Source organism: Serinicoccus sp. CNJ-927 (assembly GCF_001942435.1).
Classification (GTDB): Bacteria; Actinomycetota; Actinomycetes; order Actinomycetales; family Dermatophilaceae; genus Ornithinicoccus; species Ornithinicoccus marinus.
The window spans coordinates 1-24,569 of sequence record NZ_MKKF01000016.1 but is presented as its reverse complement, the minus strand read 5'-3'; the positions used below and the strand labels follow the sequence as shown (position 1 = coordinate 24,569).

Sequence of the window (24,569 nt, the reverse complement as noted above, 5' to 3'; positions counted from 1 at the left end):
CGCCGCCCGCAGCGACGATCACCCGGCGCTGCGGCAGGACCTGCACACCCGGCGCGACCTGCTCAACCGCGCCTTCTACGCCGCCCTCGCCCACCGGGGCCCCGGCGCCTTCCTCACCGACGCCGACGACCACCCCGGCACCGGTGAGCACGGCGGGCCGCTGTCGGGGTGGATGTGGGTCACCCGCACCAAGACCGGCCGCCGCCGCAACGGCGCCGACCCCACCACCCCGACCCCCGAAGCAGTCCTCGGGGAAGAAAAGAGCACCGAGGCCGCCCCCCGACGCCGCACTGCTGACCCGGATCCGACCGGCTGGCGCACCCCGCCCGACGACGAGCCTCCCTTCTGAGCATGCTCACCTTCCGCACCGTTCTGGCCGTGCGAGCGGGCGCCCGGCCTTCGCCGTGTCAGCAGCGGCTAGCCTGGGACGCCGGAGCCGAGACGGCGTTGCCGTGGTCGGGCTCCGGGCCTCTAGCTCAATTGGCAGAGCTGCGGACTTTTAATCCGTAGGTTCCGGGTTCGAGCCCCGGGGGGCCCACCTCGGGAGCGCGAGATCCAGGCGCTCACTCCCGGACGGCCGGGGAGGTCGCGACGTCGTCGACGGTGTCGATGACCACCCGGCTCATCTCGATCAGGGCGCCGTAGAGCGGCCAGCGCTGGTCCGGGAGATCGGCCGAGGACAGCCGCGACGCCAGGTCGTCGACGTCCTCGTGCAGCGCGATGACGTCACCCTGCGGGTCCGCCACCCGGCGCCCCAGCTCCTCGAGCAGGTCCGACCAGGTGGTGCGGAACACCGCGTCCCAGTCCTCGGCCTGCACCGCCGACTGGTGGATGAGCCGCGCCATGCCCCGCACCTGGGCGATGCCCTCCTCGAGCCGTCCGAGGACCCGCGACAGCTCCTCGGCATCCCCGCCCCGGCGACGCGGGTTGCCCCACCGGCTCTCGCGCGCCTCGTAGACCAACCGCCAGGCACTCTCCAGCCGGCCGTCCAGGGTGCGCGTCCGTTCCACCCAGTCCCCCGTCCGCTCCTCGTCCGCGCCGGCCCGCACGCCGTCCGCCATGTCGGAGAGCAGCTCGCCGAGCCCGCGGTCGATCTCGGCGATCTGCCGTCGCGCGCTCGCGTCGCGCAGCGGCGCCGCGACCACCACGTTGACCACGAGCGCGACCACCACACCGATCGCGGTCGCCCCGAGCCGATCGAGCAGGCTCCCCGGACCGGTGCTCGACGACGTCGTGATGACGAAGAGCACCGTCGTGGCGACGGTGACCCCCTCGTCCCGCAGCACACCGACCCTGGCCAGCAGCATCGCGACGAACAACGCCAGCCCGAGCGTGAGGACACCCCTGCCGCCCAGCAGCACCGCCACGAACGCCAGGGTCACGCCGGCGGTGGTCGCCAGCACCGCCTGGGTGCCGCGCGACACGGTGCGGTAGACCGTGGCGTGCACGGTGAGCAGGGCGGTCCACGGCGCCAGGAAGGCCTGCTCGAGGCCGAGCACCCGGTCCGCCAGGACCCACGCCGCCACCGCCGCGACGACGCTCTTGAGCACCTGCACCAGGTCGCTTGTGACATCCGGGCGGCGCAGCCACGCCCCGAGGTCGTGCGCACGTGAAGCCATCACCCCAGTCTGGCATCGCTGGCACGGCGCGCCCGCCGCCCAGAGCGCGCCCGGGACTCAGGACGTGCGCTCGACCACGCGGCGCAGGAAGGACGTCAGCACCTCCCGCTCCGCCTCCCCCATGCCGTCGAAGAACAGCCGCCGGACAGTCCTCACGTGATCGGGCGCCGCCCCCTCCAGCGCCTCACGTCCGGCGTCGGTCAGCACGACGAAGGCCCCGCGGCCGTCCTCGGCGCACTCGACCTTCTCGACGAGACCCCGTCCGCCCATGCGACGCAGGTGGTGCGAGAGCCGGGACCGCTCCCAGTGCATCTGCTCGGCCAGCGCCGAGACGCGCAGCCGCCCCTCCTCCGCCTCGGACAGCCGCACCAGGGTCTCGAAGTCCTGCAGTGACAGCTCGCTGTCGGCGTGCAACGCCCGCCCCATCGCCGCCGGCAGGTCGGTCTGCACCCGCAGCCAGGCGCGCCAGAGCTCCATCTCGGACTCCTCGAGCCAGGGCACGGCGGGTGTGGACGACATACCACCAGAATACCAGTTGCGTGACACGTCACGGACATCTAGGATGCTGGTTGAAACGTCAACCACTCCCGAGAGGACCCACCATGACCGAGACCACCGCCACCGCCACCGCCCTGCGCGACCTGGACGGCACCTACGCCATCGACGCCTCGCACAGCCGGGTCGGCTTCTCCACCCGCCACGCATGGTGACCAAGGTCCGCGGCGCCTTCAACGAGATCGAGGGCACCGCCACCACCGGCACCGACCTGGAGGGCGCCTCGATCCAGGTGACGATGCAGGCCGCCTCGGTCGACACCCGCTCGGCGGACCGCGACGGCCACCTGAAGTCCGCCGACTTCTTCGACGCCGAGACCTACCCGACCATCACCTTCACCTCCACCGAGGTGTCCGCGGTCGACGACGAGACCCTCCGCGTGACCGGCGACCTCACCATCAAGGACGTGACCCGCCCGGTGACCGTGGACTTCGAGTACGCCGGTGCCGCCACCGACCCCTTCGGCAACGAGCGCATCGGCTTCGAGGGCTCCACCGTGGTGAACCGTAAGGACTTCGGCCTCACCTGGAACGCCGCGCTGGAGACCGGCGGTGTGCTGGTGGCGGACAAGGTTACGCTGGAGTTCGAGATCTCGGCGATCAAGTCCGCCTGATCTCGAGCACTCCCCGGGCGCCCCTGCCCTCAGCCCGGGTGAGCGACGGCCCCGCCGGCCCTGTGACCCGGCGGGGCCGTTGTCGTGTCCGAGAGGTATGCCTCAGCTGCGGAACTGCGTGAAGTCGGCGGCCTGCGGGTCAGGAAACATCCGCTCGGGGGTGTCGAGCCCGCTGATCGCCCTCATCTGGGCGTCGTCCAGCTCGAAGCCGAAGACGTCGGCGTTGGAGCGGATGCGCTCCGGGGTGGCGGACTTCGGGATGACGATGCGCCCCTCCTGCAGGTGCCAGCGGATGACCACCTGAGCCGGGCTCACGCCGTGCGCCTGCGCCGCCTCCGTCACCGGGGCGAGCTCGAGATCGGCGCCCTGCCCGATCGGGGCATAGGCCTCGACCGCCAGCCCCGCGTCGCGCGAGGCCTGCTGGGTGTCCGGCTGCTGGAAGGTGGGGTGCACCTCGATCTGGTTCACCGCCGGGGTGAGATCGGCACCGCCCAGCAGGTCGGCGAGGTGGTCCGGCAGGAAGTTGGAGACGCCGATCGCGCGGACCGCGCCCTCGGCATACAGTTCCTGGAAGACCTGCCACGTCTCCCCCGCGAGGCCGTTGCCGGGCACCGGCCAGTGGATGAGGTAGAGGTCGACCGCGTCCACCCCGAGCGCCTCGCGCGAGGCCTCGAAGGCGTCCCGGGTGCGGTCGCGGCCCTGGTCGCCGTTGCGCAGCTTCGTCGTGAGGAAGACCTCCTCGCGCGGGAGGCCGCTGGCGCGCAGCGCCGCACCCACGCCGCCCTCGTTGTAGTAACCCGCGGCGGTGTCGATGTGGCGGTAGCCGGCCTCCAGCGCGGCCTCGACGACGCGCTGGGTCTCCTTCTCGTCGACCTGGAAGGTGCCGAAGCCCAGCTGCGGGATCCGGACGTCGTTGTTGAGGGTGAGAGTCGGCTGGTTCGTCATGCGTCCCAGCCTAGGTCGGGCAGACTGGGGCGTATGTCGTGGGACCCCTTCCCGGACGACCCCGGCGGCGAGCCGCCGCCGTGGGAGCCTCCGGGCGCGCCGACGGAGCCGGTGCGCAGGTCGCACCTCGAGGTGCAGCTGCCCGGGCTGGTCGCACGGCGGGTCCCGGTGCGCGGGATCACCCCCGGCCCGCTCGGCGGGGTCGGCCGGCTCCGGCTGGCAGACTCGACCACCTTCCTGGTGAGCCCGACCGAGCCGGGGGGCCTCGGCAAGGTGCTGCGGGCGCTGCACAACAAGCACGCCATCGTCCTCGCGCGCTGGGAGCACCACGAGGACCGGCTGCTGCTCACCCTGAGCGGGGTGCCGGGCCGGTTCCCGGTGCAGCTCTGGCTGATCGGCCCGGACCAGCCGGACTGACCGCTGCCCGTGCGACGGCCTCCAGCATCGCCCGGGCCTTGGCCCGCACCTCGGCATACTCCGCCGCGGGATCGGACAGCGCCGTGACAGCCCCACCCACCCCGAACGCGAGCGTGCCGTCGGGGTCGCGGGTGAGGGTGCGGATGACGATCGAGGTGTCCATCGAGCCGTCCAGCCCGATCCAGCCGATCGCGCCGGAGTAGACGCCGCGCGCAGCACCCTCGAGCCGGTCCAGGATCTCCATCGTGCGCACCTTGGGCGCCCCGGTCATGGAACCCCCGGGGAAGCACGCGCGCAGCACGTCGGTCGCGCGCATCCCCGGCGCCAGCTCCCCCCGGATCGTGGACACCAGCTGGTGCACGGTCGCGTAGCTCTCGACGGCGAAGAGCTCCGGCACGTGGACGCTGCCGGACCGGCACACGCGGTGCAGGTCGTTGCGGAGCAGGTCGACGATCATGAGGTTCTCCGCCCGGTCCTTCACCGAGGCGGCGAGCGCGGCCGCGAGCTCGGCGTCGTCCTGCGGGCTGCTCCCGCGGGGCCGCGTCCCTTTGATCGGGCGGGCCTCGACCACCCCGCGGGTGACGGAGACGAAGCGCTCCGGGGAGCCGCTCAGGACGCTGCCGGACGGCGTCCGCAGCCACGCCCCGTGCGGGACCGGCGACACCCGACGCAGCTCCCGGTAGAGCTGCGCCTCGTCCACCTCCGGCGCCTGCGCCCGGTGGGCCGTCGTCAGGCAGACCTCGTAGGACTCGCCGCGGGCGATCTGGGTCTGGGCCGAGCGCACCAGGTCCAGGTATGCCTCCTCCTCGTCCCGGGCGACCCATGCCACCGTCCCGCCCGGGGACCCCTCGGACCCGGCGGACGCGGGCGACGCGCCGACCGCCGACGCCCCGACCGCCTCGGCCCCCCTCACCGCCTCGCGGACCTGGCGGACCCAGCGCTCCTGCTCGTCGGCGACCTCCCGGTCCTCGATCCAGACGGCCCAGACCTCGCCTGAGCCGTGGTCCACCACCACGCCCCGGTCGACGAGCACGAACCACGCGTCCGGCCAGCCGGACCGATGGGCGGCCGACCCGCCCGTCTCGGCCTTCAGCTCGTAGCCCCAGTAGCCGACCAGACCCGGGCGCCAGGGGAGGTGGCCCGGGAGACCGTGATCGTCGTCGTCCAGCTCCCACCGGTCGAGCTCGCCGTCCAGCCGGTCCAGCAGCAACGGCCGCCGCCCCACCCGGTGGGTGAGCTCGCCGGCCAGCGGCCCCCTCGCGTCCGCGACGAGCGACCACCCGCTGCCGTCGGAGGAGTCCAGCCACACGGAGGTCGGGGCGTACCCCACCAACCTGTCCCGGAGCGCGGGGACGTCCACCGGCCCGTCGTGATCGACCCGCTCGGTCCGCAGCCGGACCACCCGACCGGTGCCGCGGTGCGGCTGCGGGGTCATGGCGTCGCCGACGGCGACCGCGGCGGCCGGGCCCGGCGCAGCGCGGTCCTCGCCGTCGCTGGCGCCCGTCGCGACGCCGGCCAGCGCGAGGAAGTTGGCCACGATCCGGTCGCCGTGCTCGGACAGCACCGACTCGGGGTGGAACTGCACCCCCCAGAAGCTGCCACCGGGGTCGGCCAGCCCCATGACGCAGCCGTCGTCGGCCGCGCGGGCGCTCACCCGCAGCCCGGACCGCAGCGGCTCGCGCACCTCCAGCGAGTGGTAGCGCACGACCCGGACCGGCGAGGGGAGCCCGGCGAAGACCCCGGTGCCGTCGTGCTCGACCGGGCTGACGATGCCGTGCCGGGTGAGCGTCATCTCGGCCACCTCCTCACCGGCGACATGCGCCAGGCCCTGGTGGCCCAGGCACACCCCGAGGACGGGCACCTCACGCTGCGCGAGCGCCAGCGCGGAGAGCCCGAGGTCGGCCGGCACCTGCGGCCGCCCGGGCCCGGGGCCGATGACGATCGCCGCGAACCGCCGCAGGTCCTCCGCTGCCGCCGGGTGGTCGTGCCGCCACAGCACGGGGGGACGGCCCAGCACCCGATGGAGGAGGTCGGCGAGGTTGTAGGTGAAGCTGTCGAGGTGGTCGACCAGCAGGACCTCGCTCGGCATACCTCTGCCTCAGCCTCGCGGTCGCAGCCGGACCTGTGGCAGCGCGGGGGCGGGCAGCGACTCCCCGTCGGGGTAGTCCACCGCCCCGAACCGTCCGTCGGCCCGGTGCCCGAGCTCGTCCTGCCACTGCTCGCGCGCGGCGACGACCTCCTCGTGCGACCGGCCGATGAAGTTCCACCACATGACGATCTGCTCACCGAAGGGTGGCCCGCCCAGCAGCAGCGCGCGCACCGGCTCACCGCCCGCCACCAGCTCCAGCTCCTCGCGTCCCGGCGCGAGGTAGGCCAGCTCGCTGCGCCGCACGCCCTGCCCCGCCACGGTGACCTCGCCCTGGTCCACGAGGAGGCCGTGCTCGTGCTCGGCGTCGACGCCCAGACGCAGCCGTGCCCCGGGCTCGAGCACCACCTCCGCCCCGAGCAACGGGGTATGCGTGGTCACCGGCGAGCCCACCCGCTGCTCCCCCACCCGCAGGTCGCCCAGGAAGACGCTCACCCCCGCGTCCCCGTGGCGGACCGGCTCCGGCACGAAGTGCTCGAAGGAGGGCTCGACGTCGGTGCGGCCCGCGGGCAGCGCGACCCACAGCTGGGCCCCGTGCAGCACCCCACTGTCGACACCGACCGAGGCACCGTCGGCCGGGACCACCGAGACCTCCGAGTGGCACACTCCGTGCCCGGCCGTCATGAGGTTGAGCTCCCCGGGTCGCACCAGCGCCCGCACCCCGGTCGAGTCGCGGTGCTCCACCAGCCCGGTGAACAGCCAGGACACGGTCTGCAGCGCGGTGTGCGGGTGCGGCGGCACGACCATGCCCCCGGTCTCGGCGACGTCGTCCGGGCCGTAGTGGTCGACGAAGCACCAGGCCCCGATCATCGTCCGCCGCCGGGAGGGCAGCGTGCGCCGCACGGTCATCGCTCGCGGGCCGCCGAGCGGGACCTCCCGCGGCTCGAGCACGGTCACCGTCCCGTCGGTCGCCGCCTGCTCCCCGCAGGTCACCTCGTCCGGTCGCGTCTCCAGCGAGCTCATCGGCACAGTCTCGCACCGTGACCAACGTCTCGTCGTCGTAGGGCCTCCTGGTGGCTCCACGGGAAGTTCCGGGCCCCGATCTGCTGTTCACTAGATATATGAGCACCGCCCAGCCCCGCACGTCCCCCACCCACCGCGTCCTCGTCATCGGCTCCGGATTCGGCGGGCTGTTCGCCACCAAGGCGCTCGACGACCCGGCCGTGTCCGTGCTCATGGTCGCCCGCACCGGCCACCACCTCTTCCAGCCGCTGCTCTACCAGGTCGCCACGGGCATCTTGTCCGAGGGCGTCATCGCCCCGCCGACGCGTGACGTGCTGGCCCACCAGGACAACGCGACGGTCATGCTGGGCGACGTCAGGGACATCGACCTCGCCGAGCGCACGGTGACCGCCGTGACCGCGGGCGAGGACATGACCTACGACTACGACACCCTGGTCCTCGCGGCGGGCGCCAACCAGTCCTGGTTCGGCAGCCCGCACTTCGCGGAGTACGCCCCCGGCATGAAGTCGATCGACGACGCGCTGGAGCTGCGCGGCCGCATCTACGGCGCCTTCGAGCTCGCCGAGCTGGCCGCGGCGGCCGGCCGGGAGGACGACGTGCGCCGGCTGCTCACCTTCGTCGTCGTCGGCGCCGGCCCGACCGGTGTCGAGATGGCCGGCCAGCTCGCCGAGCTGAGCAAGCGCACGCTGCGCAAGGAGTTCCGCCACATCGACCCGACGACGGCGCGGATCATCCTCGTCGACGCCGTCGACCAGGTCCTCGCACCCTTCGGCGAGAGCTCGGCACGCGCACCGAGAAGAGCCTCACCGACATCGGGATCGAGGTGAAGCTGGGCCGCAAGGTCGTCGACGTCGACGAGGGCGGGGTCGTGCTGGAGTCGACCGAGGACGGCAGCCAGGAGCGGATCAAGGCCCAGACCAAGGTGTGGGCCGCCGGCGTCCAGGGCAACCCGCTGGGCCGCAAGGTCGCCGAGCAGGCCGGCGCCGAGCTGGACAAGGCCGGCCGGGTCAAGGTGCTGCCCGACCTGAGCCTGCCCGGCCACCCCGAGGTCTTCGTCGTGGGGGACCTCGCGGCCGTCGACGGGGTTCCGGGGGTGGCGCAGGGCGCCATCCAGGGGGCCCGTCACGTCGCCGACCAGATCCTGCGGCGACTGCGCGGCGAGGAAACCGGACAGGAGTTCCGCTACTTCGACAAGGGCTCCATGGCCACGATCTCCCGCTTCCGCGCGGTGATGAAACGCGGCCGGATCGAGCTCACCGGCTACCCGGCGTGGGTGGCCTGGCTCGCCGTCCACCTCTTCTACCTCATCGGCTTCAAGAACCAGCTCGCGACGCTCATGCACTGGGCCGTGAGCTTCGTCGGCGGCGACCACCGCGGCGAGCGCACGGTCACCGAGCAGCAGGTGTATGCCCGGCTCGCGCTGGAGTACCTCGGCGAGGACTTCCGGCGGCAGTCGCGGCGGTAGTCGGGGGCGCTCAGTCCCGCACCATCGGCAGGTGCGGGATCCCGTCCTCCAGGTAGTCGGGGCCGCTGCGGCGGAAACCCAGCCGGGCGTACCACTGCTCCAGGTGCGCCTGGGCGCCGAGGTGGACCGGCCCGGGACCGAGCCGGTCCAGCCCCTCGCGCAGCAGCGCGGCCGCATACCCCTGACCCCGGTGGTCGCGGTGCGTCGCGACACGGCCGAGGTGCCGGGTGCCGTCGTCGTCCACCAGGATCCGGACGGTCGCGGCGACCCCTCCGTCGACGTCGGTCCACAGGTGCACCGTGGTCTCCTCGACGTCGCGGCCGTCGATCTCGGGGTAGGCGCACTCCTGCTCGACGACGAAGACGTCGACGCGCAGCCGGAGCAGGTCGTGCAGGACCCGGTTGTCGAGGTCGGCGAAGCGGGCGGCGCGGATCGTGGACATGCCCGCAGCGTAGGTCGTCGCTCGGTCGTAGAGTCGCCCCCATGAGCAGCGCACCGGACCTCGAGCCGGTCGACGCCCTGCGCCGGATCGCCTTCCTGCTGGAGCGCTCGCGCGAGGAGACCCGGCGGGTCGAGGCCTACCGCAAGGCAGCTGCGACCATCCTGCCCCTCGGCGAGGACGAGGTCCGGCGCCGCGTCGCGGCAGGCACCCTGCGCGACCTGCCCGGGATCGGCCCGTCGACCTCGGCGGTCATCGAGGCGGTGGTCCACGGGGACGTCCCTGACAAGCTGGCCGACCTGGAGGCCGCGGCCGGTGAGCCGCTGGTCCAGGGCGGGGCGCCGGTGCGGGAGCTGCTGCGCGGCGACCTGCACAGCCACTCGGACTGGTCCGACGGCGGCAGCCCGATCGAGGAGATGGTGGCCAGCGCGATCGAGCTGGGCCACGACTACCTCGCGCTGACCGACCACTCCCCCCGGCTGACCGTGGCGGGCGGTCTCACCGCCGCGCGGCTGCGCCGGCAGCTGGCGGTCGTGGACGCCGTCAACGCGCAGACCAGCGCCTCCGGCTTCACCCTGCTCAAGGCGATCGAGGTCGACATCCTGGACGACGGTGCGTTGGACCAGGAGACCGAGCTGCTCGGTGAGCTCGACGTGCGGGTCGCCTCGGTGCACTCCAAGCTGACGATGGAGAAGGCGGCGATGACCCGCCGGATGGTCGCCGCGGTCCGCAACCCGCTCACCAGCGTCCTGGGCCACTGCACCGGGCGACGGGTCATGCCCCGCCGGGGGGACAAGGGAGGCCGCAGCGGCTCCCGCCTCCGTCCGCCCAGCGAGTTCGACGCCGCGGCGGTCTTCGCGGCGTGCGCGGAGACGGGGACGGCGGTGGAGATCAACTCGCGCCCCGAGCGTCAGGACCCGCCCGGGGAGCTGCTCACCCTCGCGGTCGAGACCGGCTGCGTCTTCGCCATCTCGACCGACGCCCACGCCCCCGGCCAGCTGGACTTCCTCGACTACGGCTGCGAGCGCGCCGTCCGCTACGACGTGCCCCCCGAGCGGGTCGTCAACACGTGGCCGCTGGAGCGGCTCCTGGCGTGGTCACGGTCCCCGGAGAGCATCGTCTGAGGCGTTTTGGTCCGCGCCCCGGCGATCACGTATGCTCATCGTCGTCCTCAACGGATAGGTCCCCATCGTCTAGTGGCCTAGGACCCCGCCCTTTCACGGCGGTAACACGGGTTCGAATCCCGTTGGGGATGCACCAGGTCTCGACCTGACACATCGAGGCCCCGTGGCGCAGTTGGTTAGCGCGCCGCCCTGTCACGGCGGAGGTCGCGGGTTCGAGTCCCGTCGGGGTCGCAGAGTAGGAGCGGCGTGGTCACCGGAGCGATCCGGGGCCACGCCGGACCACTACTCCCGGCCAGGTAGCTCAGTTGGTACGAGCGTTCGACTGAAAATCGAAAGGTCGGCGGTTCGACCCCGCCCCTGGCCACGCGACGAGCCGCGGGTCTGCCCCTGAGACACCCGCGGCTCCCGCATGTGGGGGGCTGGGGACTGCACAGCGAGGTCACAGCCGTGGCAGCCCCTCGGCACAGCCGCGACGGGTGGACTCGTGCCATGAGACGACACCACCGCCCGACCACGACCCTCGGGCTCGTCGCCGCGCTCGCACTCGCCGGCTGCGCCGCACCTCTCGTCACGGGCGAGAGCGCCGTCTCCTCGGCGGCGGAGGACTCGGCGAGCACGACCGCCTCGGCGCCGGGATCGGCGCTGGAGGTGACCAGCGCGCTGTTCACCGCGACGGAGGTCCACACCATCGACGTCACGGTCGACGAGGACACCCTCACCGGGATGATCCAGACCTACCTCGACACCGGCGAGAAGGAGTGGGTCAGGGGCACCGTCACCATCGACGGCCAGACCTTCGAGGACGTCGGCCTCAAGCTCAAGGGCAACTCGTCCTTGCGCGGGATCTCGACCGACACCCCGGCGCAGGAACTCCCGTTGCGGATCCGTCTGGACAAGTTCGTCGACGACCAGACCCTGGAGGGCTACAGCGACATCACGGTCCGGTCCAACACCACGGAGACGTCGCTCAACGAGGCGGTCTCCCTCGACGTGCTGTCCGCCGCAGGTCTCGCCTCGACAGCGGCGGTCGCGACCCGCTTCTCGGTCAACGGCAGTGAGGAGGAGCTCCGGCTCACCGTCCAGAACCTCGATGACGCCTGGGTGACGGACGCCTTCCCGGAGGCTGGTGAGGACAGCGTCCTCTACAAGTCCGAGGCGGAGGGTGACTGGTCGTGGCGGGGCGAGGACGGCGACTACTCGACCGCCTTCGACATCGAGGCCGGCGAGCACGACTACCGGCCGCTCATCGAGCTGCTCGACCTCCTGCACAACGGCACGGAGGAGGAGATCGCGCAGCGCCTGCCGGAGCTGGTCGACCTCGAGTCCTTCGCGACCTACCTCGCGGTGCAGGAGATCATCCAGAACAGGACGACATCGACGGGCCGGGCAACAACTCCTACCTCTTCTGGGACTCCTCGACCGAGCAGTTCACCGTCGTGGCCTGGGACCACAACCTGTCCTTCGGGGCGATGAATGCCGGAGGTGGGCCCGGCGGGGGCGGCGCGGGCGGCGGAATGCCCACCTTCGAGGACGGCCAGGTACCCGAGGGCATGGAGCCACCCCCCGTCGAGGAGGGCGAGATGCCTGAGGGCGTGCAGCCACCCGGCGTGGAGGGCGACGAGCTGCCCGGCGGCCGGGGCGGCACGATGAGCCGCTCCCACCCGCTCGTCGAGACCTTCCTGGCCGACGAGGAGTGGGCTGCGGCCTACGAGGCGGAGCTCACCCGCCTGCGGACCGACCTCGTCGGGGGCGGTGTCCTCGAGCAGGCGGTCAGCACCTGGACCACCACCCTCGAGGACGGGGCCGGTGATCTGGTGACCGCTGACCAGATCGAGGACGACGCCGACGCCCTCCTCGCCGTCGCCGGGTGAGTCGGCACGGTGGTCCCGTGCATACAGTGGCGCGGTGACCTCCTCTCCCCGCACGCGGCCCGACCAGCGCGTGTCCCGGCTCAAGGCCCTCGCCGGATCGGCACGGGCGCTGCGGCACGGGATGAACGCCTGGCCGCCGTTCCTCTTCTCCGGGATCCGGATCCAGGCGATGTCGGCCGACTTCCGGCACGTCCGCGTCCGGCTCGCGCACACCCCGCTCACGACGAACTACGTCGGCACCCTCTTCGGCGGCTCCCTGGTGGCGATGGTCGACCCGTTCTGGATGCTCATGGTGCTGCGCAACCTGGGTCCGGGGTATGTCGTGTGGGACAAGGCCGCCGAGATCGAGTTCGTCTCGCCCGAGCGGAGGGCGGTGAGCGCCACCTTCGACCTCCGCGAGGAGGTGCTCGACGAGCTGCGGGCCGAGGCGGCGGACGGCGCCAAGGTGCTGCGCTGGTTCGACAACGACGTCGTCACCGAGGACGGCACGGTCGTCGCCCACGTCCGCAAGCAGCTCTACGTCCGCCGCAAGCGCTAGGCCGGGGCGCTTGTCCCCTGAACGAGAAGTTGCCTCGATCTCGAACGACCCGGAGCTGTACGAAGCCGACATCCTGGGGTCCACCGCCCACCAGTGAGAACGGCGCGAGATCTGATCCAACAACCCGAGTGAGCGGCTGCGCCGGGGATTCCGCCGCCGCACACACGCGGTCAACATGTTCCCAGATCGCTCAATCATCCGCCTCGTCGGCCCCATCGTCGTGGAGCGGCACGACGCCGATGGGTCGAACAACGCCACTTCCTCAGCCTCGGCGTCCTGACCCGCCGCCTCTTCGTCCTGGTCAAGCCGGACGAACCGAACGAGGCGGCAAGTCACCACCTCGGACCCCACCCGCTCGACTCGCCCCTCACACACCCACCCCTTCACCCGCCTCGACTCAGCAACCGCCCATCTACCCCCCAGCTGAACCGGTAGCTGCTGCCCTGTTGCACCCCAACGTCACAGCCGCTCAACGACACGGGGACACCGTGCTACCTCAGAGGGGAAAGGTGCAGGCTTGGGCTCGCCCCTCGAGAGAAGATTCCTTTACTATTTCTTGACCTTGCAACTCTTGCCGGGCGCCGGTAACGGATCTAGAGTGAACGCGTCGAAGAGCTTCGACGGGGAAACCGATTCTCGAAGGGGAGAAACCATGCACAATGCACGCAACGCTCGTCGGACGCGGATTGTCGCCCTAGCAGTCAGCGCATCGATCGGCCTAGGAATAGGAGCAGCGCCAGTCGCGTCAGCTCAAACGAGCTCAGTTCGAGTGGCGGCCTCCTCGACTCTGAATTCTTACTTCTCAGCCCAACAGGTCAGCCTGCCTTCAGGGGCGCACAGTACACCTGTGCCACTTGCACCTTCGGGGGCCAGCGAGAGCAACAGCACAGGCGCGGGCTTGCCGTCGCAGAATGCAGCACCTGTCTGGGCCATCCGCGCCGCTGTGAAAACAGCCATGTTCGCACTAAAGAAGACCGCGCGGTCATGGTACGACACCATCATCAGTAAGGTGGCGCAGGGCAGGACCATCTTCGTCAAGTGGTGGGACACCAAGGTGCCAACGTGGATCAAGAAGACGTTCACCTTTGGCGGCACCGCCATCTCCGGCGGTGCTGTGTACGACGCCGTGAAGTGGCTCTTCGGCCTGTAGAAAAGGTCAGAGGCGCCCGCGGGGTGTTCGCAGCACCGCGCGGGCACCCTCTGATACTCTAACTTTGACAAAGGGCGAGGAGCAAGAGGTCAACTCTAGTGAATGACGTATCTGAGTGGCGGCGGCGCATTCTGGACGCTCTTTTGGAGTTGTCTGTGCTTCGAGTTCACGAAGCTGGACGCCTACCTATGGATAAAGTGTGTCAGCGACTTGTCGAGTGCGGCTTCGGTTATCACCTTCCGGCCCAGGTTTATCCACTACTCTTGAAACTGGAGCGAGAAGGGATGTTGTCAAACGGCCAGCAAGATCCCCAAGAAGGTGTGGCGGGCAGTCAGTTTGCTTTAACGCCCGGAGGGGTAGACTATCTGAAAGATGGCTTGAGGGCCTGGGCTCAGCTCAATCACACTTTGGGAAACAACCACAATGTCAATGTATCGACGCCGCCTGCGAGCGGCCCTCAAGTCATCTCACGTCTCCGAGAAGGAGATCCGTCAAGCTGAAGGATCGCTGACCCCTGGCCTTTCAGATTCCGCACTTGAGGCGAGGTTTGGTCCGCCAGAGACGTACGCTCGGACCATGTTTCCTGACGCAGAAGACAAACCGGCCTACGGCTTTATTCTCGCGGGGGCCGTGGCTGGTCCACTCATCTGGGTGTCCCTCGTGCTCATGGCGGATTTAGGCGTCGCCCTGGGCGCTACTCTCCGTCCCTTTGCTCCGCTGATCGGCCTCTCGGTCATGGTCAGCGGGCTTCTGATCGAGTTCGGACGGTATCTGCACTCTGGAAGGGACACCGCCCAGCCTTAGTACTGAAGGGCCTGCCGGACGAGCCCGTGGAGCGTCACCAGGCCGTCCCGGGAGAGCACCGACTCGGCGTGCCCCTGGATGCTGGCCACCCGGCGGCCCCGCAGGCCCACCACCGCGTCGTCCGGCGGGTGCACGGCCTGCTCGAGCACCACCTCCCCGACCGTCGGGGTGCCCGGTCGCGCGACGAAGGTGTTGTAGAACCCGATGCGGCGCACCTCGCCCCACAGGTCGACCGGCAGCTGCACCCCCTGGTTGGGGGCGGGGAGCTTGGTGACCGCCAGCCCGGCGATCGTGGCCAGGACCTGGTGCGACAGGCAGACCGCCAGCACCGGGGCGCCGGTCCGCAGCCGGGCCGCGAGCAGCGCGTGCAGCGCCGCGATCCGCGGGTCCGACAGGTCGGTGGGATCCCCCGGGCCGGGGCCGTAGAGCACCAGGTCGAAGGGTGATCCGGGACCGGCCACGTCCGCCTCGGTGACCTGCTCCCAGCGGCGGACCTCCGGCACCAGGCCCAGGTGTCGGAGCATGTGGGCCAGCATCTGGGTCCAGGTGTCCTCGGCGTCAACGACCAGGACGCGGGTGCCGAGCAGCTCGGGGTCCGGGCGGGAGCCCTGCGGGCTGAGCCAGAAGGGCGACAGCGACTCGTTGCGCGTCTCCAGGTCGGCGGCGACCCCGGGCAGCGCCTGCAGGTCGAGGGCGTGGCCCGGCGCCCGGCGCGGGCGCAGCCCGAGCGCCGAGAGGACCCCACGGGCCTTGGCGGTGGTTTCCGCGCACTCCGAGGCCGGGTCGCTGTGCCGCACCAGGGTGGCGCCGGCGCTGACCCGGACCGTGCCGTCGTCGGTGAGGTGGGCGGTGCGGATGAGGATGGGGGCGTCCAGCCGCTCGCCCCCCTGCTCGTCCTGCTCCAGCAGCGCGAGCACACCAGAGTAGTAGCCGCGGCCGTCCGGCTCGTGCCGGGCGATGACGCTGCAGGCGTTCTCCATCGGCGACCCGGTGACGGTGGGGGCGAACATCGTCGTGCGGAGCACGTCGCGGACGTCGGCGTCGCTGCGGCCGTCGAGGAGGTACTCCGTGTGCGTCAGGTGCGCCATCTGCGCCAGGTAGGGCCCGGTGATCCGGCCGCCGTCGTGGCAGATCTGGGCCATCATCTTCATCTCCTCGTCGACCACCATGAAGAGCTCCTCGGTCTCCTTGGTGTCCTTGACGAAGGCCCTGAACTCAGGCTCCACCTCGGCCTCGTCGGCAGGGTGGCGGAAGGTGCCGGAGATCGGGTTCATCCACACCCGGCCGTCGCGCACGCTGACGTGCCGCTCCGGGGTCGCGCCGACGAGGGTGTGCCCGGGGGTGTGCACGGCGAAGGTCCAGTAGGCCCCGCGCTCGTCGACGAGGAGCCGGCGCAGCCAGGTGAGCGCCGCGACCGCCTGGTCGCTGCGGCAGTGGGCCAGGACGTCGCGGCGGATGACGAAGTTGGCCCCCTCGCCCTCGCCGATCTCCTCCTCGATGACCTGCTCCACGGTGCGGGCATACGCGCCGTCCTCCACGCTGAAGCGCTCGGCGGCGACCTCGATCTCCCCGGTCGGGAGCGCCTCGACGAGGTCGTCGACCGAGATCCGCTGGGTCTGCGCGGCCCGCAGCACCCGCAGCGGGGTGCCGTCGTCGTGCGCGGCGAAGCCTCGCTCGGCGATCTGCCGGAAGGGCACCATCGCGAGCACCGGCGCACCCTCGCCCGGGCGGGGGATCTGGGCCAGCAGGTCCAGGTCCTCGACCTCCCCGAGGACCACCTCGGCCTCGCCCTCCGCGGCGCGCCAGAGGATCGCCCAGGACTGGCCCGAGGGGTCGGCGAGGATCTGGTCCAGCGGGCGCGAGGGCATAGCGGGAAGTCTGTCATGGTGCAGCACGCGCTCCACCGGCCCACACCCACCCCGGCTGAGGTGCCCTAAATCGGGTGAGGATACCCTTGTCTCTTCCCTGACATCCCTCGAAGGAGATCCATGTACGGCACGGTCGTGAGCACCGAACGGCTCACCCCTCACCTGGTGCGGGTGGTCCTCGGCGGGGAGGGGCTCGCGGACTTCCAGGACCCGCCGTTCGCGGACTCCTACGTCAACGCCTTCTTCCTGCCCGAGGGCGCGCGCTACCAGCCGCCCTTCGAGGACGAGGCGACCCGCGACCTGCCGCGGGACCAGCGGCCCTACCCCCGGCGCTACACCGTCCGCGCCTGGGACCCGGAGCGTCGCGAGCTCACCATCGACTTCGTCGTGCACGGCGAGGTGGGGTATGCCGGCCGCTGGGCCCTGCACGCTTGCCCAGGGGACCGGCTGCAGCTGCGCGGGCCCGCCGGCGACTACTCCCCTCCCGCGGACGTCGACGCGGTGCTGCTGGTCGGCGACGAGTCCGCCCTCCCGGCCATCGCGGCGTGCGCCGAGCAGGTCCGTGACGGCATGCCGGTCCGGGCGGTGATCGAGGTCGAGGACGCCGACGAGGAGGTGGAGCTGACCTCGCCCGGTGCGCTCGAGGTGCACTTCGTGCACCGGGGCGGGGCGCAGGACGAGGAGTCGCTCACCCGGCTGCTCGCGGACGCGGTCGCCGCGCTCCCCCGGCTGGAGGGCGTGGTCACCGCCTTCGTCCATGGCGAGGCCGAGTCGATCCGGGCCGTCGGTCACGCGCTGCGGGACGGCGGACTGGCCTCGCGCGAGCACGTCTCGCTGTCGCCCTACTGGCGCCGTGGGCTGACGGACGAGGGGTGGCGCTCGGTCAAGCGTGACTGGGTGCGCCGGCTCCAGGGCGAGATGGCCTGACCCCCCCCCGGACGTCGCACGACGTGCCCCGACACGTCACCGCAGCTTCACCTCGGCGTCGCCGCCCGGGCGTTGGATGAGGGCATGACCGCGATGGCGCCGGACGTGCTGACCTCCATCGCCGCCGAGCTAGCCGCCCACTTCCACGGGCTCTTCACCGAGGCCGAGGTCACCTTCGTCGTCGAGGACAGCTACCGCGAGCTCGAGCTGCACTGCCGGACCCCGCACTACCTGGAGATCCTGCTGCGCAAGGACGCCTGCGACCGGCTGAGGCAGATGGCCCGCTACCGCGGCGCCGGCTGACCGCAGACGTCATCGGGCTGCCGCTCGTCGGTCACCTATGGTCCTCACCTCCGACGTCGTGGTGACCATGGGCCTGACCGAGGAGGAGAAGGTGCAGATGCCGACGCACGGGCTCCAGCAGATCGACTGGGACGACCTGACCTCGCTCGAGGGCCGCACCGACCTCGACGCGGCCTACGAGCGGATCGCGGCGAAGGTCGGCGAGCTCGTCGACGCCCTGCTCGGGCGCGACGTCGCCGCCCGCGAGGTCGACCCCGAGGTGCAACGCGAGGTCCAGCAGGTCATCGACGACCTGCACGCGGGAGACGGCTGACGGGCGCCGGCGCCCCCTCAGTGCGTGACGGCGCCCTCGGAGGCCGAGCGGACGAGCGCGACGTACTTCGCCAGGACGCCGCGGCGGGCGCGCTCGGGCGGCTCGGGGGCCGACCAGGACGCCCGGCGGCGCTCCAGCTCGGCCTCGTCCACGCCCAGGTCGAGGCGACCGTTGGCCACGTCCAGGGTGATCGGGTCCCCGTCCTGCACCAGCGCGATGGGACCGCCCTCGGTGGCCTCGGGCGCGATGTGCCCGACGCACAGCCCGGTGGTCCCGCCGGAGAAGCGGCCGTCGGTGATGAGCAGCACGTCCTTGCCGAGCCCGGCGCCCTTGATCGCGCCGGTGATGGCGAGCATCTCCCGCATACCGGGCCCGCCCTTGGGGCCCTCGTAGCGGATGACGACGACGTCACCGGCGGCGACGGTGCCGTCCTCGAGGGCGTCCATGGCGGCCCGCTCGCCGTCGAAGACGCGCGCGGTCCCGTCGAAGACGTCGGAGTCGAAGCCCGCGGACTTCACCACCGCTCCCCCGGGCGCGAGCGTGCCCTCGAGGATCGTCAGCCCGCCGGTCGCGTGGATCGGGTCGTCCATCTGCCGCAGCACCGTGCCGTCCAGCGGCGGGGCCTGCAGGTCGGCGAGGTTCTCGGCCATGGTCCGCCCGGTGACGGTCAGCACGTCCCCGTGCAGCAGCCCGGCGTCGAGCAGCGCCTGCATGACCACCGGTATGCCGCCGATCCGGTCCACGTCGACCATCACGTGCTGCCCGAACGGCTTGACGTCGGCCAGGTGCGGGACGCGGCTGCCGATCCGGCGGAAGTCCTCGAGCGAGAGCTCCACCTCCGCCTCGTGGGCGATCGCCAGCAAGTGCAGCACCGCGTTGGTGGATCCGCCGAAGGCATCGTCACCGCGATGGCGTTCTCGAAGGCCTCGCGGGTGAGGATCTGCCGCGCCGTGATGCCCTGCCGCAGCATCCCGACGACCGCCTCGCCGCTGCGCCGCGCGAAGCCGTCGCGGCGACGGTCGGTGGCCGGTGGGGCCGCGGAGCCGGGCAGCGACATCCCGAGCGCCTCCGCGGCGGCCGCCATGGTGTTGGCGGTGTACATCCCGCCGCACGCCCCCTCGCCGGGGCAGATGGCCCGCTCGATCGCGTCGACGTCCTCGCGCTTCATGAGACCGCGCGAGCAGGCGCCAACCGCCTCGAAGGCGTCGATGATCGTCACCTGCTTCTCCGAGCCGTCGGAGAGCTTGGCGATGCCGGGCAGGATCGACCCGGCATACACGAAGACCGAGGACAGGTCGAGGCGGGCCGCAGACATGAGCATGCCCGGGAGCGACTTGTCGCAGCCGGCGAGCAGCACCGAGCCGTCCAGCCGCTCGGCCGACATGACGGTCTCGACCGAGTCCGCGATGACCTCGCGCGAGACGAGGGAGAAGTGCATCCCCTCGTGCCCCATGGAGATGCCGTCGGAGACCGAGATCGTGCCGAACTCCAGCGGGTAGCCGCCGGCCGCGTGCACGCCGTCCTTGACCGCCCCCGCCAGCCGCTCCAGCGAGAGGTTGCAGGGGGTGATCTCGTTCCAGCTGCTGGCGACGCCGACCTGCGGCTTGGCCCAGTCGTCGTCACCCATCCCGACCGCCCGCAGCATCCCGCGGGCGGCGGTCTTCTCCAGGCCGTCGGTGACGTCCCGGGAGCGTGGCTTGACGTCGACCTCAGCCACGCGCGGCCGACCCCTCGACGTAGTCGCCGTCGGCCTCGTGCCCCTTGACCCACGCCATCATGCCGCGCAGGTCCTTGCCGACCTCCTCGATGGGGTGGGCGGCGCCCTTGGCCCGCAGCTCCTCGAACTCGCGCCGCCCGTTGTCCTGGTCGGAGATGAAGCGGTCCGCGAAGGCGCCGTTGCGCACGTCCTCGAGCACCGCCTGCATGTTCTCCTTCACCGAGGGGTCGATGACCCGCGGACCGGAGACGTAGTCGCCGTACTCCGCGGTGTCGGAGACCGACCAGCGCTGCTTGGCGATGCCGCCCTCGTACATCAGGTCGACGATGAGCTTGAGCTCGTGCAGGCACTCGAAGTAGGCCACCTCCGGCTGGTAGCCGGCCTCGGTGAGCGTCTCGAAGCCGTACTGCACCAGCTGGCTCATGCCGCCGCACAGCACCGCCTGCTCGCCGAAGAGGTCGGTCTCGGTCTCCTCGGTGAAGGTCGTCTCGATGCCGCCGGCCCGCAGCCCGCCGATCGCGGAGGCGTAGGACAGCGCCAGCTCCTTGGCCTGGCCGGACGCGTCCTGCTCGACCGCGACGAGCACCGGCACGCCACGCCCGTCGACGTACTCGCGGCGGACGAGGTGCCCCGGGCCCTTCGGCGCCACCATGCAGACGTCGACCCCGGCGGGCGGCTCGATGTAGCCGAACCGGATGTTGAAGCCGTGGCTGAAGAAGAGCGCGTCGCCCTCCTGCAGGTTGGGCTCGATCGCGTCGCGGTAGACCAGGCGCTGCACGTGGTCCGGGACGAGCACCATGACGAGGTCGGCCTCGGCGCACGCCTCCGCGGGCGTGACGACGCGCAGGCCCTCGGCCTCCGCCTTGGCCCGGCTGCTGCTGCCCTCGGCGAGCCCGACGCGCACGTCGACCCCGGAGTCGCGCAGCGACAGCGCGTGGGCGTGGCCCTGGCTGCCGTAGCCGAGGACGGCGACCGTGCGGTTCTGGATCAGCGAGAGGTCGGCGTCGTCGTCGTAGTACATCGTGGCCATGAGCTGGAGTTCTCCTGTGGGGTAGGTGGTGAGTCGAGCGGTGGGTGGAGGGGCGGAGCCCCGGTGAACCGCGAGCGCAGCGAGCCTGGTTCACCGGAACAGACAGTGCGTCCGAGCGAAGCGAGGTCCTCGCAGGTGGGGGGCATGCGGGGGGCGAAGCCCCCAGCACGTGCAGTTGGGGGCATGCGGGGGGCGAAGCCCCCAGCACGTGATCAGAAGGCGGCGGCGGCCATCGCGCCGACCGGGCGCGGACCGTTGTCGTTGATCTGCCAGAGCTTGGAGCGGATCGCGTCGGCGTCCTCGAGCTCCTCGATGTGGATGACCTCGACGAGCTTGTCGAGCTGGCTGGTGACCTTGTGCAGCTGCTCGGCGTTGACGTTGACGACGATCGTCATGCGGGAGACCTTGTTGTCCTCGGTCGGCCCGACGACCAGGTGGTCGATGTTGAAGTTGCGCCGGGCGAAGAGGACGGAGACCCGGGCGAGCACGCCGGGGTTGTTCTCGACCAGGACGGACAGCGCGTGACGGGTACGAGCAGCGTCGCTCATGGTGGTGCCTTTCGTCGGGTGGTGCTGGGTGGTGTGGGGTCGGTATGCGGGGGCCGGCGTCGGGACGTCGGCGTCGCGGGGCGGGTAGTCGGACAGCAGGGTCACTCGTCCTCCCCGAAGTCGGGACGCACGTCGCGGGCGTGCTGGATGTCGTCGTTGCTCGTGCCGGCGGCGACCATCGGCCAGACCATGGCGTCCTGGCTGACCCTGAAGTCCACCACGACCGGCTGGTCGTCGACCGCCATGGCCGCCTCGATCGTGGCGTCGACGTCCTCGGCGCGGTCGCAGCGCAGCCCGACGCAGCCGTAGGCGGTGGCGAGCGTCGCGAAGTCCGGCACCTGCATCGACGGCAGCTGGCTGTGGCTGAAGCGCTCGGAGTAGAACAGCGCCTGCCACTGCTTGACCATGCCGAGTGCGGCGTTGTTGATGATCGCGACCTTGATCGGGATGCCCTCGACCGAGCAGGTCGCGAGCTCCTGGTTGGTCATCTGGAAGCAGCCGTCGCCGTCGATCGCCCAGACGGTCGAGTCCGGCATGCCGACCTTGGCACCCATGGCGGCGGGCACGGCATACCCCATCGTCCCGAGGCCGCCGGAGTTGAGCCAGCGGCGCGGCTCGTCGTAGGTGATGAACTGGCTGGCCCACATCTGGTGCTGGCCGACGCCGGCGGCGAAGATCGTGCCCGGGTCGGAGAGCGCCCCGAGCCGCTCGATGACCAGCTGCGGTGCGAGGGCACCGTCCGAGGGCGCGTCGTAGCCGAGCGGGTAGCGCTCCTTCCAGGAGCGGCAGCGCCGCACCCACGCCTCGTGCTGGGGCGAGGCCCCGGCGGCGGTCCGCCGGGTCCACTCGGTCAGCATGAGCGCGATCGTGTCGCGGGCGTCACCGACCAGACCGACCGCCGTGGGGAAGTTCTTGCCGATCTCGGCGGGGTCGATGTCGGCGTGCACGATCGTCGCGTCCGGGGCGAAGGTGTGCTTGGCGCCGGTGACCCGGTCGTCGAAGCGCGCGCCGAGGCTGACGATGAGGTCGGACTTCTGCAGCGTCGCGACCCCGGCGACGCTGCCGTGCATGCCGGGCATCCCCATGTGCTGCGGGTGGCTGTCGGGGAAGACGCCGCGGGCCATGAGCGTGGTGACGACGGGTATGCCCGTCAGCTCGGCGAGCTCGCGGACCTGCCGGGAGGCGCCCGCGCGCAGGCAGCCGCCGCCGACGTAGAGGACCGGCCGGCGCGCGGTGAGCATGAGCTCCACGGCGTCGCGGACCGCCTCGGGGGCGGGGCTGCTGGGGGTGCGGTAGCCCGGCATCGGCAGCTGCAGCATCGACTCGTCGGCCGCGGCGACGAGGGCGTCCTTGGTCACGTCGACGAGCACCGGGCCGGGGCGGCCGGTGGAGGCGATGTGGAAGGCCGAGGCGACGGTGGCCGCGATCTCGTCCGGGTCGGTGACGAGGAAGGAGTGCTTGGTGACCGGCATGGAGATCGACCGGATGTCCGCCTCCTGGAAGGCGTCCGACCCGATGGCGGTGCTGGCGACGTTGCCGGTGATCGCGACCATCGGCACCGAGTCCATGTTGGCGTCGGCGAGCGCGGTGACCAGGTTGGTCGCCCCCGGCCCGGAGGTCGCCAGGCAGACGCCCACCTTGCCGGTGGCGGCGGCATACCCCTGCGCGGCGTGGCCGGCGCCCTGCTCGTGCCGCACCAGGATGTGGCGGACCTTCGCGCCGTAGAGCGCGTCGTAGAGCGGGAGCACCGCGCCCCCCGGCAGCCCGAAGACGTGCTCGACGCCGAGCCGCTCCAGCGTGCCCACGAGCGCCTCGGCGCCGGTCCTGCGCTCGGCGGCGGTCGAGGTGCCGCCGGTGTTGCCGGGAGCGGTCGTGGTGGCCCCGTCGGGGATGTGGGTGGCGGTCATGGGGTGGGTCCTGACGTCCGGTGGTGTGGGCAGTGGCAACCAAAAAACCCCTCGGCCCGATGGGCTGGCGAGGGGAGGACGCGTCGATGACGAGGATCGGCCGACGGCGCGTCCCTAGGTAATGAGTACGAGAACGAAGCACTGCATGGAGGACATACAACCTCCTCGGATGCCGCCGCGTCAACCCCGTGCATAGGTATGTGACCGGACGCACACTCATACAGATAACGATATGTCGTTGACATGACGAGACACATCTTGTTAGTCTCGACGTATGACGCGCGGAACCTCCGCGCCAGCGACGAGAGAGGGGACGCACATGACGTCTCGACAGAACTTCGGTGGCTTCGGCAACCTCGACGACCAGATCTTCGGACCCCACGGCCTGCTCGGCCAGGTCTTCGGCCAGCAGGGCGGGCCCTTCGGTCCGCAGGGCCCCGGCGGCCGCGGCCGGCGCGGCGGCCCCTTCGGTCCGCAGGGCTTCGGCCCCCAGGGCGGCCCGCGTCGGGCGCGCCGCGGCGACGTCCGCAACGCGGTGCTGCACCTGCTGCAGCGGGAGCCGATGAACGGCTACCAGCTCATGCAGGAGATCGAGCAGAGCTCCGGCGGCGCGTGGCGGCCGAGCTCCGGTGCGATCTATCCCGCGCTCGCCCAGCTCGAGGACGAGGGCCTGGTCTCCCAGACCGAGGTCGACGGGCGCCGCGCCTACGAGCTCACCGAGGCCGGTCGCGCCGCCGCGGAGGACCTGCCCCCACAGGGCTGGGCCGGCGGCGAGGAGCCGGACGACCCCTGGGCGGACCAGCGCGGGCGGGGCGAGCGGCACGGCCACCGGGGTCGCGGCCACGGGCGGGGTGGACACGGCGGGCACGGCAGCCGGGAGCAGCGCAGCAGCGCCGGGACGCTGTGGAAGGCGCTGGGCAGCGTGGCGATGGCCACCCAGGCGGTGGGCCAGTCCGGCCAGGTCGAGCTCAACCAGGAGGCGGCCGACCTGCTCGACCGCACCCGACGCGACCTCTACCGCCTGCTCGCCGAGGCCGAGGTCGCCCGCGACGAGTCGCAGGACGAGTGGCCCGAGGACCACGACGACCCCGAGGAGATCACCGAGGGCGAGATCGTCGAGGACTGACCCCGGCAACCGCGAGCGCAGCGAGCCTGGTTGCCCGGAAGGAAGGGAACGAGCGAGCGAAGCGAGCCCCGGGCCCGGGGGCGGAGCCCCCGGGGCGTGGGGAACCCGGTGGCGCAGCCCCCGGGCGTGGGGCGGAGCCCGGGGCGCGGACCGGGCCGGAGCCCGGGCGCTGGGGACGGGG

Annotated in this window: 22 protein-coding genes, 4 tRNA genes and 4 pseudogenes; 19 read left to right on the top strand and 11 right to left on the bottom strand. The window is 71.6% G+C overall.

The window, feature by feature from the left end; translation table 11 throughout:
• Both BJF86_RS17905 and BJF86_RS06980 read left to right on the top strand, forming a co-directional pair.
• Nucleotides 1–349: hypothetical protein (locus tag BJF86_RS17905; protein WP_158068385.1), on the top strand; the 349-nt coding region annotated here is incomplete at its 5' end.
• A gap of 116 nt (nucleotides 350–465) precedes the next feature.
• Nucleotides 466–538 (top strand) — tRNA-Lys (locus BJF86_RS06980).
• Nucleotides 539–563: 25 nt separating this feature from the next.
• Here the strand turns inward: BJF86_RS06980 and BJF86_RS06975 are convergent.
• Complete coding sequence (locus BJF86_RS06975; protein WP_075817672.1) at nucleotides 564–1,619, bottom strand: FUSC family protein; 1,056 nt, start codon at nucleotides 1,617–1,619, stop codon at nucleotides 564–566.
• A 57-nt stretch (nucleotides 1,620–1,676) separates the two neighbouring features.
• Nucleotides 1,677–2,138, bottom strand: coding sequence for a MarR family winged helix-turn-helix transcriptional regulator (locus tag BJF86_RS06970; protein ID WP_075817670.1), 462 nt, complete (start codon nucleotides 2,136–2,138; stop codon nucleotides 1,677–1,679).
• 83 nt (nucleotides 2,139–2,221) lie between these two features.
• Between BJF86_RS06970 and BJF86_RS06965 the strand changes: the two are divergent.
• Nucleotides 2,222–2,787, top strand: a pseudogene (locus BJF86_RS06965) (YceI family protein).
• A 102-nt stretch (nucleotides 2,788–2,889) separates the two neighbouring features.
• Here the strand turns inward: BJF86_RS06965 and BJF86_RS06960 are convergent.
• Nucleotides 2,890–3,732 carry an aldo/keto reductase gene (locus BJF86_RS06960; RefSeq protein WP_075817668.1) on the bottom strand — a complete coding sequence of 281 codons (843 nt, stop codon included), beginning with the start codon at nucleotides 3,730–3,732 and terminating at the stop codon, nucleotides 2,890–2,892.
• A 33-nt stretch (nucleotides 3,733–3,765) separates the two neighbouring features.
• Between BJF86_RS06960 and BJF86_RS06955 the strand changes: the two genes are divergently transcribed.
• Nucleotides 3,766–4,149, top strand: a complete 384-nt coding sequence (locus BJF86_RS06955; protein ID WP_075817666.1) for a hypothetical protein — start codon at nucleotides 3,766–3,768, stop codon at nucleotides 4,147–4,149.
• Here the strand turns inward: BJF86_RS06955 and pabB are convergent.
• Together pabB and BJF86_RS06945 are read right to left on the bottom strand one after the other, a co-directional pair.
• On the bottom strand, nucleotides 4,079–6,238 hold the full coding sequence (gene pabB / locus BJF86_RS06950; RefSeq protein ID WP_075817664.1) for an aminodeoxychorismate synthase component I: 2,160 nt from the start codon (nucleotides 6,236–6,238) through the stop codon (nucleotides 4,079–4,081). The genes BJF86_RS06955 and pabB overlap by 71 nt on opposite strands.
• 9 nt (nucleotides 6,239–6,247) lie before the next feature.
• Nucleotides 6,248–7,258 (bottom strand): pirin family protein, encoded by a 1,011-nt coding sequence (locus BJF86_RS06945; protein WP_075817662.1) that lies wholly within the window; start codon nucleotides 7,256–7,258, stop codon nucleotides 6,248–6,250.
• A 98-nt stretch (nucleotides 7,259–7,356) separates the two neighbouring features.
• Between BJF86_RS06945 and BJF86_RS19765 the strand changes: the two are divergent.
• Nucleotides 7,357–8,723: pseudogene (locus BJF86_RS19765) on the top strand (NAD(P)/FAD-dependent oxidoreductase).
• Nucleotides 8,724–8,733: 10 nt separating this feature from the next.
• Here the strand turns inward: BJF86_RS19765 and BJF86_RS06935 are convergent.
• Nucleotides 8,734–9,165 (bottom strand): GNAT family N-acetyltransferase, encoded by a 432-nt coding sequence (locus tag BJF86_RS06935; RefSeq protein WP_075812332.1) that lies wholly within the window; start codon nucleotides 9,163–9,165, stop codon nucleotides 8,734–8,736.
• Nucleotides 9,166–9,206: 41 nt separating this feature from the next.
• Here BJF86_RS06935 and BJF86_RS06930 point away from each other — a divergent pair, with 41 nt between their 5' ends.
• The 10 genes and pseudogenes from BJF86_RS06930 (at nucleotide 9,207) to BJF86_RS06890 (ending at nucleotide 14,649) form a co-directional block, all read left to right on the top strand.
• Entirely contained in the window at nucleotides 9,207–10,286 is a 1,080-nt protein-coding gene (locus BJF86_RS06930; RefSeq protein ID WP_075812330.1) for a PHP domain-containing protein, read from the top strand.
• Between the two features lie 58 nt (nucleotides 10,287–10,344).
• Nucleotides 10,345–10,417: transfer RNA gene (locus tag BJF86_RS06925), tRNA-Glu, on the top strand.
• A gap of 26 nt (nucleotides 10,418–10,443) precedes the next feature.
• Nucleotides 10,444–10,517, top strand: a tRNA-Asp gene (locus BJF86_RS06920).
• Between the two features lie 59 nt (nucleotides 10,518–10,576).
• Nucleotides 10,577–10,650: transfer RNA gene (locus BJF86_RS06915), tRNA-Phe, on the top strand.
• 125 nt (nucleotides 10,651–10,775) lie between these two features.
• The gene (locus BJF86_RS19340) at nucleotides 10,776–11,759 is read left to right on the top strand and encodes a CotH kinase family protein (RefSeq protein WP_075812328.1); all 984 of its coding nucleotides are present in this window, start codon (nucleotides 10,776–10,778) and stop codon (nucleotides 11,757–11,759) included.
• Nucleotides 11,660–12,157: a CotH kinase family protein gene (locus BJF86_RS19335; protein ID WP_269087263.1), complete on the top strand. Its 498-nt coding sequence runs from the start codon at nucleotides 11,660–11,662 to the stop codon at nucleotides 12,155–12,157. The genes BJF86_RS19340 and BJF86_RS19335 overlap by 100 nt, the downstream gene beginning before the upstream one ends.
• A gap of 34 nt (nucleotides 12,158–12,191) precedes the next feature.
• On the top strand, nucleotides 12,192–12,695 hold the full coding sequence (locus BJF86_RS06900; RefSeq protein WP_237767469.1) for a DUF4442 domain-containing protein: 504 nt from the start codon (nucleotides 12,192–12,194) through the stop codon (nucleotides 12,693–12,695).
• A gap of 127 nt (nucleotides 12,696–12,822) precedes the next feature.
• Nucleotides 12,823–12,975, top strand: a pseudogene (locus BJF86_RS17435) (hypothetical protein); the annotation flags it as partial.
• 567 nt (nucleotides 12,976–13,542) lie between these two features.
• A complete protein-coding gene (locus BJF86_RS17430) occupies nucleotides 13,543–13,845 on the top strand; it encodes a hypothetical protein (RefSeq protein ID WP_143553716.1) in 303 nt (100 codons plus the stop codon).
• 576 nt (nucleotides 13,846–14,421) lie between these two features.
• A complete protein-coding gene (locus BJF86_RS06890; RefSeq protein ID WP_075812324.1) occupies nucleotides 14,422–14,649 on the top strand; it encodes a hypothetical protein in 228 nt (75 codons plus the stop codon).
• Here BJF86_RS06890 and BJF86_RS06885 read toward each other — a convergent pair.
• Nucleotides 14,646–16,517, bottom strand: coding sequence for an anthranilate synthase family protein (locus tag BJF86_RS06885; protein ID WP_075817658.1), 1,872 nt, complete (start codon nucleotides 16,515–16,517; stop codon nucleotides 14,646–14,648). The genes BJF86_RS06890 and BJF86_RS06885 overlap by 4 nt on opposite strands.
• A gap of 135 nt (nucleotides 16,518–16,652) precedes the next feature.
• Here BJF86_RS06885 and BJF86_RS06880 point away from each other — a divergent pair, with 135 nt between their 5' ends.
• The 3 genes from BJF86_RS06880 (at nucleotide 16,653) to BJF86_RS06870 (ending at nucleotide 18,060) form a co-directional block, all read left to right on the top strand.
• Nucleotides 16,653–17,444 (top strand): siderophore-interacting protein, encoded by a 792-nt coding sequence (locus tag BJF86_RS06880; protein WP_237768112.1) that lies wholly within the window; start codon nucleotides 16,653–16,655, stop codon nucleotides 17,442–17,444.
• An 84-nt stretch (nucleotides 17,445–17,528) separates the two neighbouring features.
• Nucleotides 17,529–17,747: a hypothetical protein gene (locus BJF86_RS06875; RefSeq protein WP_075812318.1), complete on the top strand. Its 219-nt coding sequence runs from the start codon at nucleotides 17,529–17,531 to the stop codon at nucleotides 17,745–17,747.
• Nucleotides 17,748–17,784: 37 nt separating this feature from the next.
• On the top strand, nucleotides 17,785–18,060 hold the full coding sequence (locus BJF86_RS06870) for a hypothetical protein (protein WP_075812316.1): 276 nt from the start codon (nucleotides 17,785–17,787) through the stop codon (nucleotides 18,058–18,060).
• A 17-nt stretch (nucleotides 18,061–18,077) separates the two neighbouring features.
• Here the strand turns inward: BJF86_RS06870 and ilvD are convergent.
• From ilvD to BJF86_RS06850, 4 genes and pseudogenes are all read right to left on the bottom strand, one after another.
• A pseudogene (gene ilvD / locus BJF86_RS06865) lies at nucleotides 18,078–19,777 on the bottom strand (dihydroxy-acid dehydratase).
• Nucleotides 19,770–20,807, bottom strand: a complete 1,038-nt coding sequence (ilvC, locus tag BJF86_RS06860) for a ketol-acid reductoisomerase (RefSeq protein ID WP_022925910.1) — start codon at nucleotides 20,805–20,807, stop codon at nucleotides 19,770–19,772. The pseudogene ilvD and the gene ilvC overlap by 8 nt, the downstream one beginning before the upstream one ends.
• 212 nt (nucleotides 20,808–21,019) lie before the next feature.
• Nucleotides 21,020–21,355 carry an acetolactate synthase small subunit gene (gene ilvN, locus BJF86_RS06855; protein ID WP_081480635.1) on the bottom strand — a complete coding sequence of 112 codons (336 nt, stop codon included), beginning with the start codon at nucleotides 21,353–21,355 and terminating at the stop codon, nucleotides 21,020–21,022.
• A gap of 101 nt (nucleotides 21,356–21,456) precedes the next feature.
• The gene (locus BJF86_RS06850) at nucleotides 21,457–23,262 is read right to left on the bottom strand and encodes an acetolactate synthase large subunit (protein WP_187345600.1); all 1,806 of its coding nucleotides are present in this window, start codon (nucleotides 23,260–23,262) and stop codon (nucleotides 21,457–21,459) included.
• Between the two features lie 319 nt (nucleotides 23,263–23,581).
• On the opposite strand from BJF86_RS06850, the gene BJF86_RS06845 reads away from it, so the two are divergent.
• The gene (locus BJF86_RS06845; RefSeq protein WP_075817654.1) at nucleotides 23,582–24,388 is read left to right on the top strand and encodes a PadR family transcriptional regulator; all 807 of its coding nucleotides are present in this window, start codon (nucleotides 23,582–23,584) and stop codon (nucleotides 24,386–24,388) included.
• Nucleotides 24,389–24,569: the final 181 nt, after the last annotated feature.

What these genes read in the sequence shown, in the direction of transcription:
- BJF86_RS06975 (WP_075817672.1), bottom strand. Translation starts at nt 1,619, where the DNA reads ATGGCTTCACGTGCGCACGACCTCGGGGCGTGGCTGCGCCGCCCGGAT.
- BJF86_RS06970 (WP_075817670.1), bottom strand. Translation starts at nt 2,138, where the DNA reads ATGTCGTCCACACCCGCCGTGCCCTGGCTCGAGGAGTCCGAGATGGAG.
- BJF86_RS06960 (WP_075817668.1), bottom strand. Translation starts at nt 3,732, where the DNA reads ATGACGAACCAGCCGACTCTCACCCTCAACAACGACGTCCGGATCCCG.
- BJF86_RS06955 (WP_075817666.1), top strand. Translation starts at nt 3,766, where the DNA reads ATGTCGTGGGACCCCTTCCCGGACGACCCCGGCGGCGAGCCGCCGCCG.
- pabB (WP_075817664.1), bottom strand. Translation starts at nt 6,238, where the DNA reads ATGCCGAGCGAGGTCCTGCTGGTCGACCACCTCGACAGCTTCACCTAC.
- BJF86_RS06945 (WP_075817662.1), bottom strand. Translation starts at nt 7,258, where the DNA reads ATGAGCTCGCTGGAGACGCGACCGGACGAGGTGACCTGCGGGGAGCAG.
- BJF86_RS06935 (WP_075812332.1), bottom strand. Translation starts at nt 9,165, where the DNA reads ATGTCCACGATCCGCGCCGCCCGCTTCGCCGACCTCGACAACCGGGTC.
- BJF86_RS06930 (WP_075812330.1), top strand. Translation starts at nt 9,207, where the DNA reads ATGAGCAGCGCACCGGACCTCGAGCCGGTCGACGCCCTGCGCCGGATC.
- BJF86_RS19340 (WP_075812328.1), top strand. Translation starts at nt 10,776, where the DNA reads ATGAGACGACACCACCGCCCGACCACGACCCTCGGGCTCGTCGCCGCG.
- BJF86_RS06890 (WP_075812324.1), top strand. Translation starts at nt 14,422, where the DNA reads ATGTTTCCTGACGCAGAAGACAAACCGGCCTACGGCTTTATTCTCGCG.
- BJF86_RS06885 (WP_075817658.1), bottom strand. Translation starts at nt 16,517, where the DNA reads ATGCCCTCGCGCCCGCTGGACCAGATCCTCGCCGACCCCTCGGGCCAG.
- BJF86_RS06875 (WP_075812318.1), top strand. Translation starts at nt 17,529, where the DNA reads ATGACCGCGATGGCGCCGGACGTGCTGACCTCCATCGCCGCCGAGCTA.
- BJF86_RS06870 (WP_075812316.1), top strand. Translation starts at nt 17,785, where the DNA reads ATGGTCCTCACCTCCGACGTCGTGGTGACCATGGGCCTGACCGAGGAG.
- ilvC (WP_022925910.1), bottom strand. Translation starts at nt 20,807, where the DNA reads ATGGCCACGATGTACTACGACGACGACGCCGACCTCTCGCTGATCCAG.
- ilvN (WP_081480635.1), bottom strand. Translation starts at nt 21,355, where the DNA reads ATGAGCGACGCTGCTCGTACCCGTCACGCGCTGTCCGTCCTGGTCGAG.
- BJF86_RS06850 (WP_187345600.1), bottom strand. Translation starts at nt 23,262, where the DNA reads ATGACCGCCACCCACATCCCCGACGGGGCCACCACGACCGCTCCCGGC.
- BJF86_RS06845 (WP_075817654.1), top strand. Translation starts at nt 23,582, where the DNA reads ATGACGTCTCGACAGAACTTCGGTGGCTTCGGCAACCTCGACGACCAG.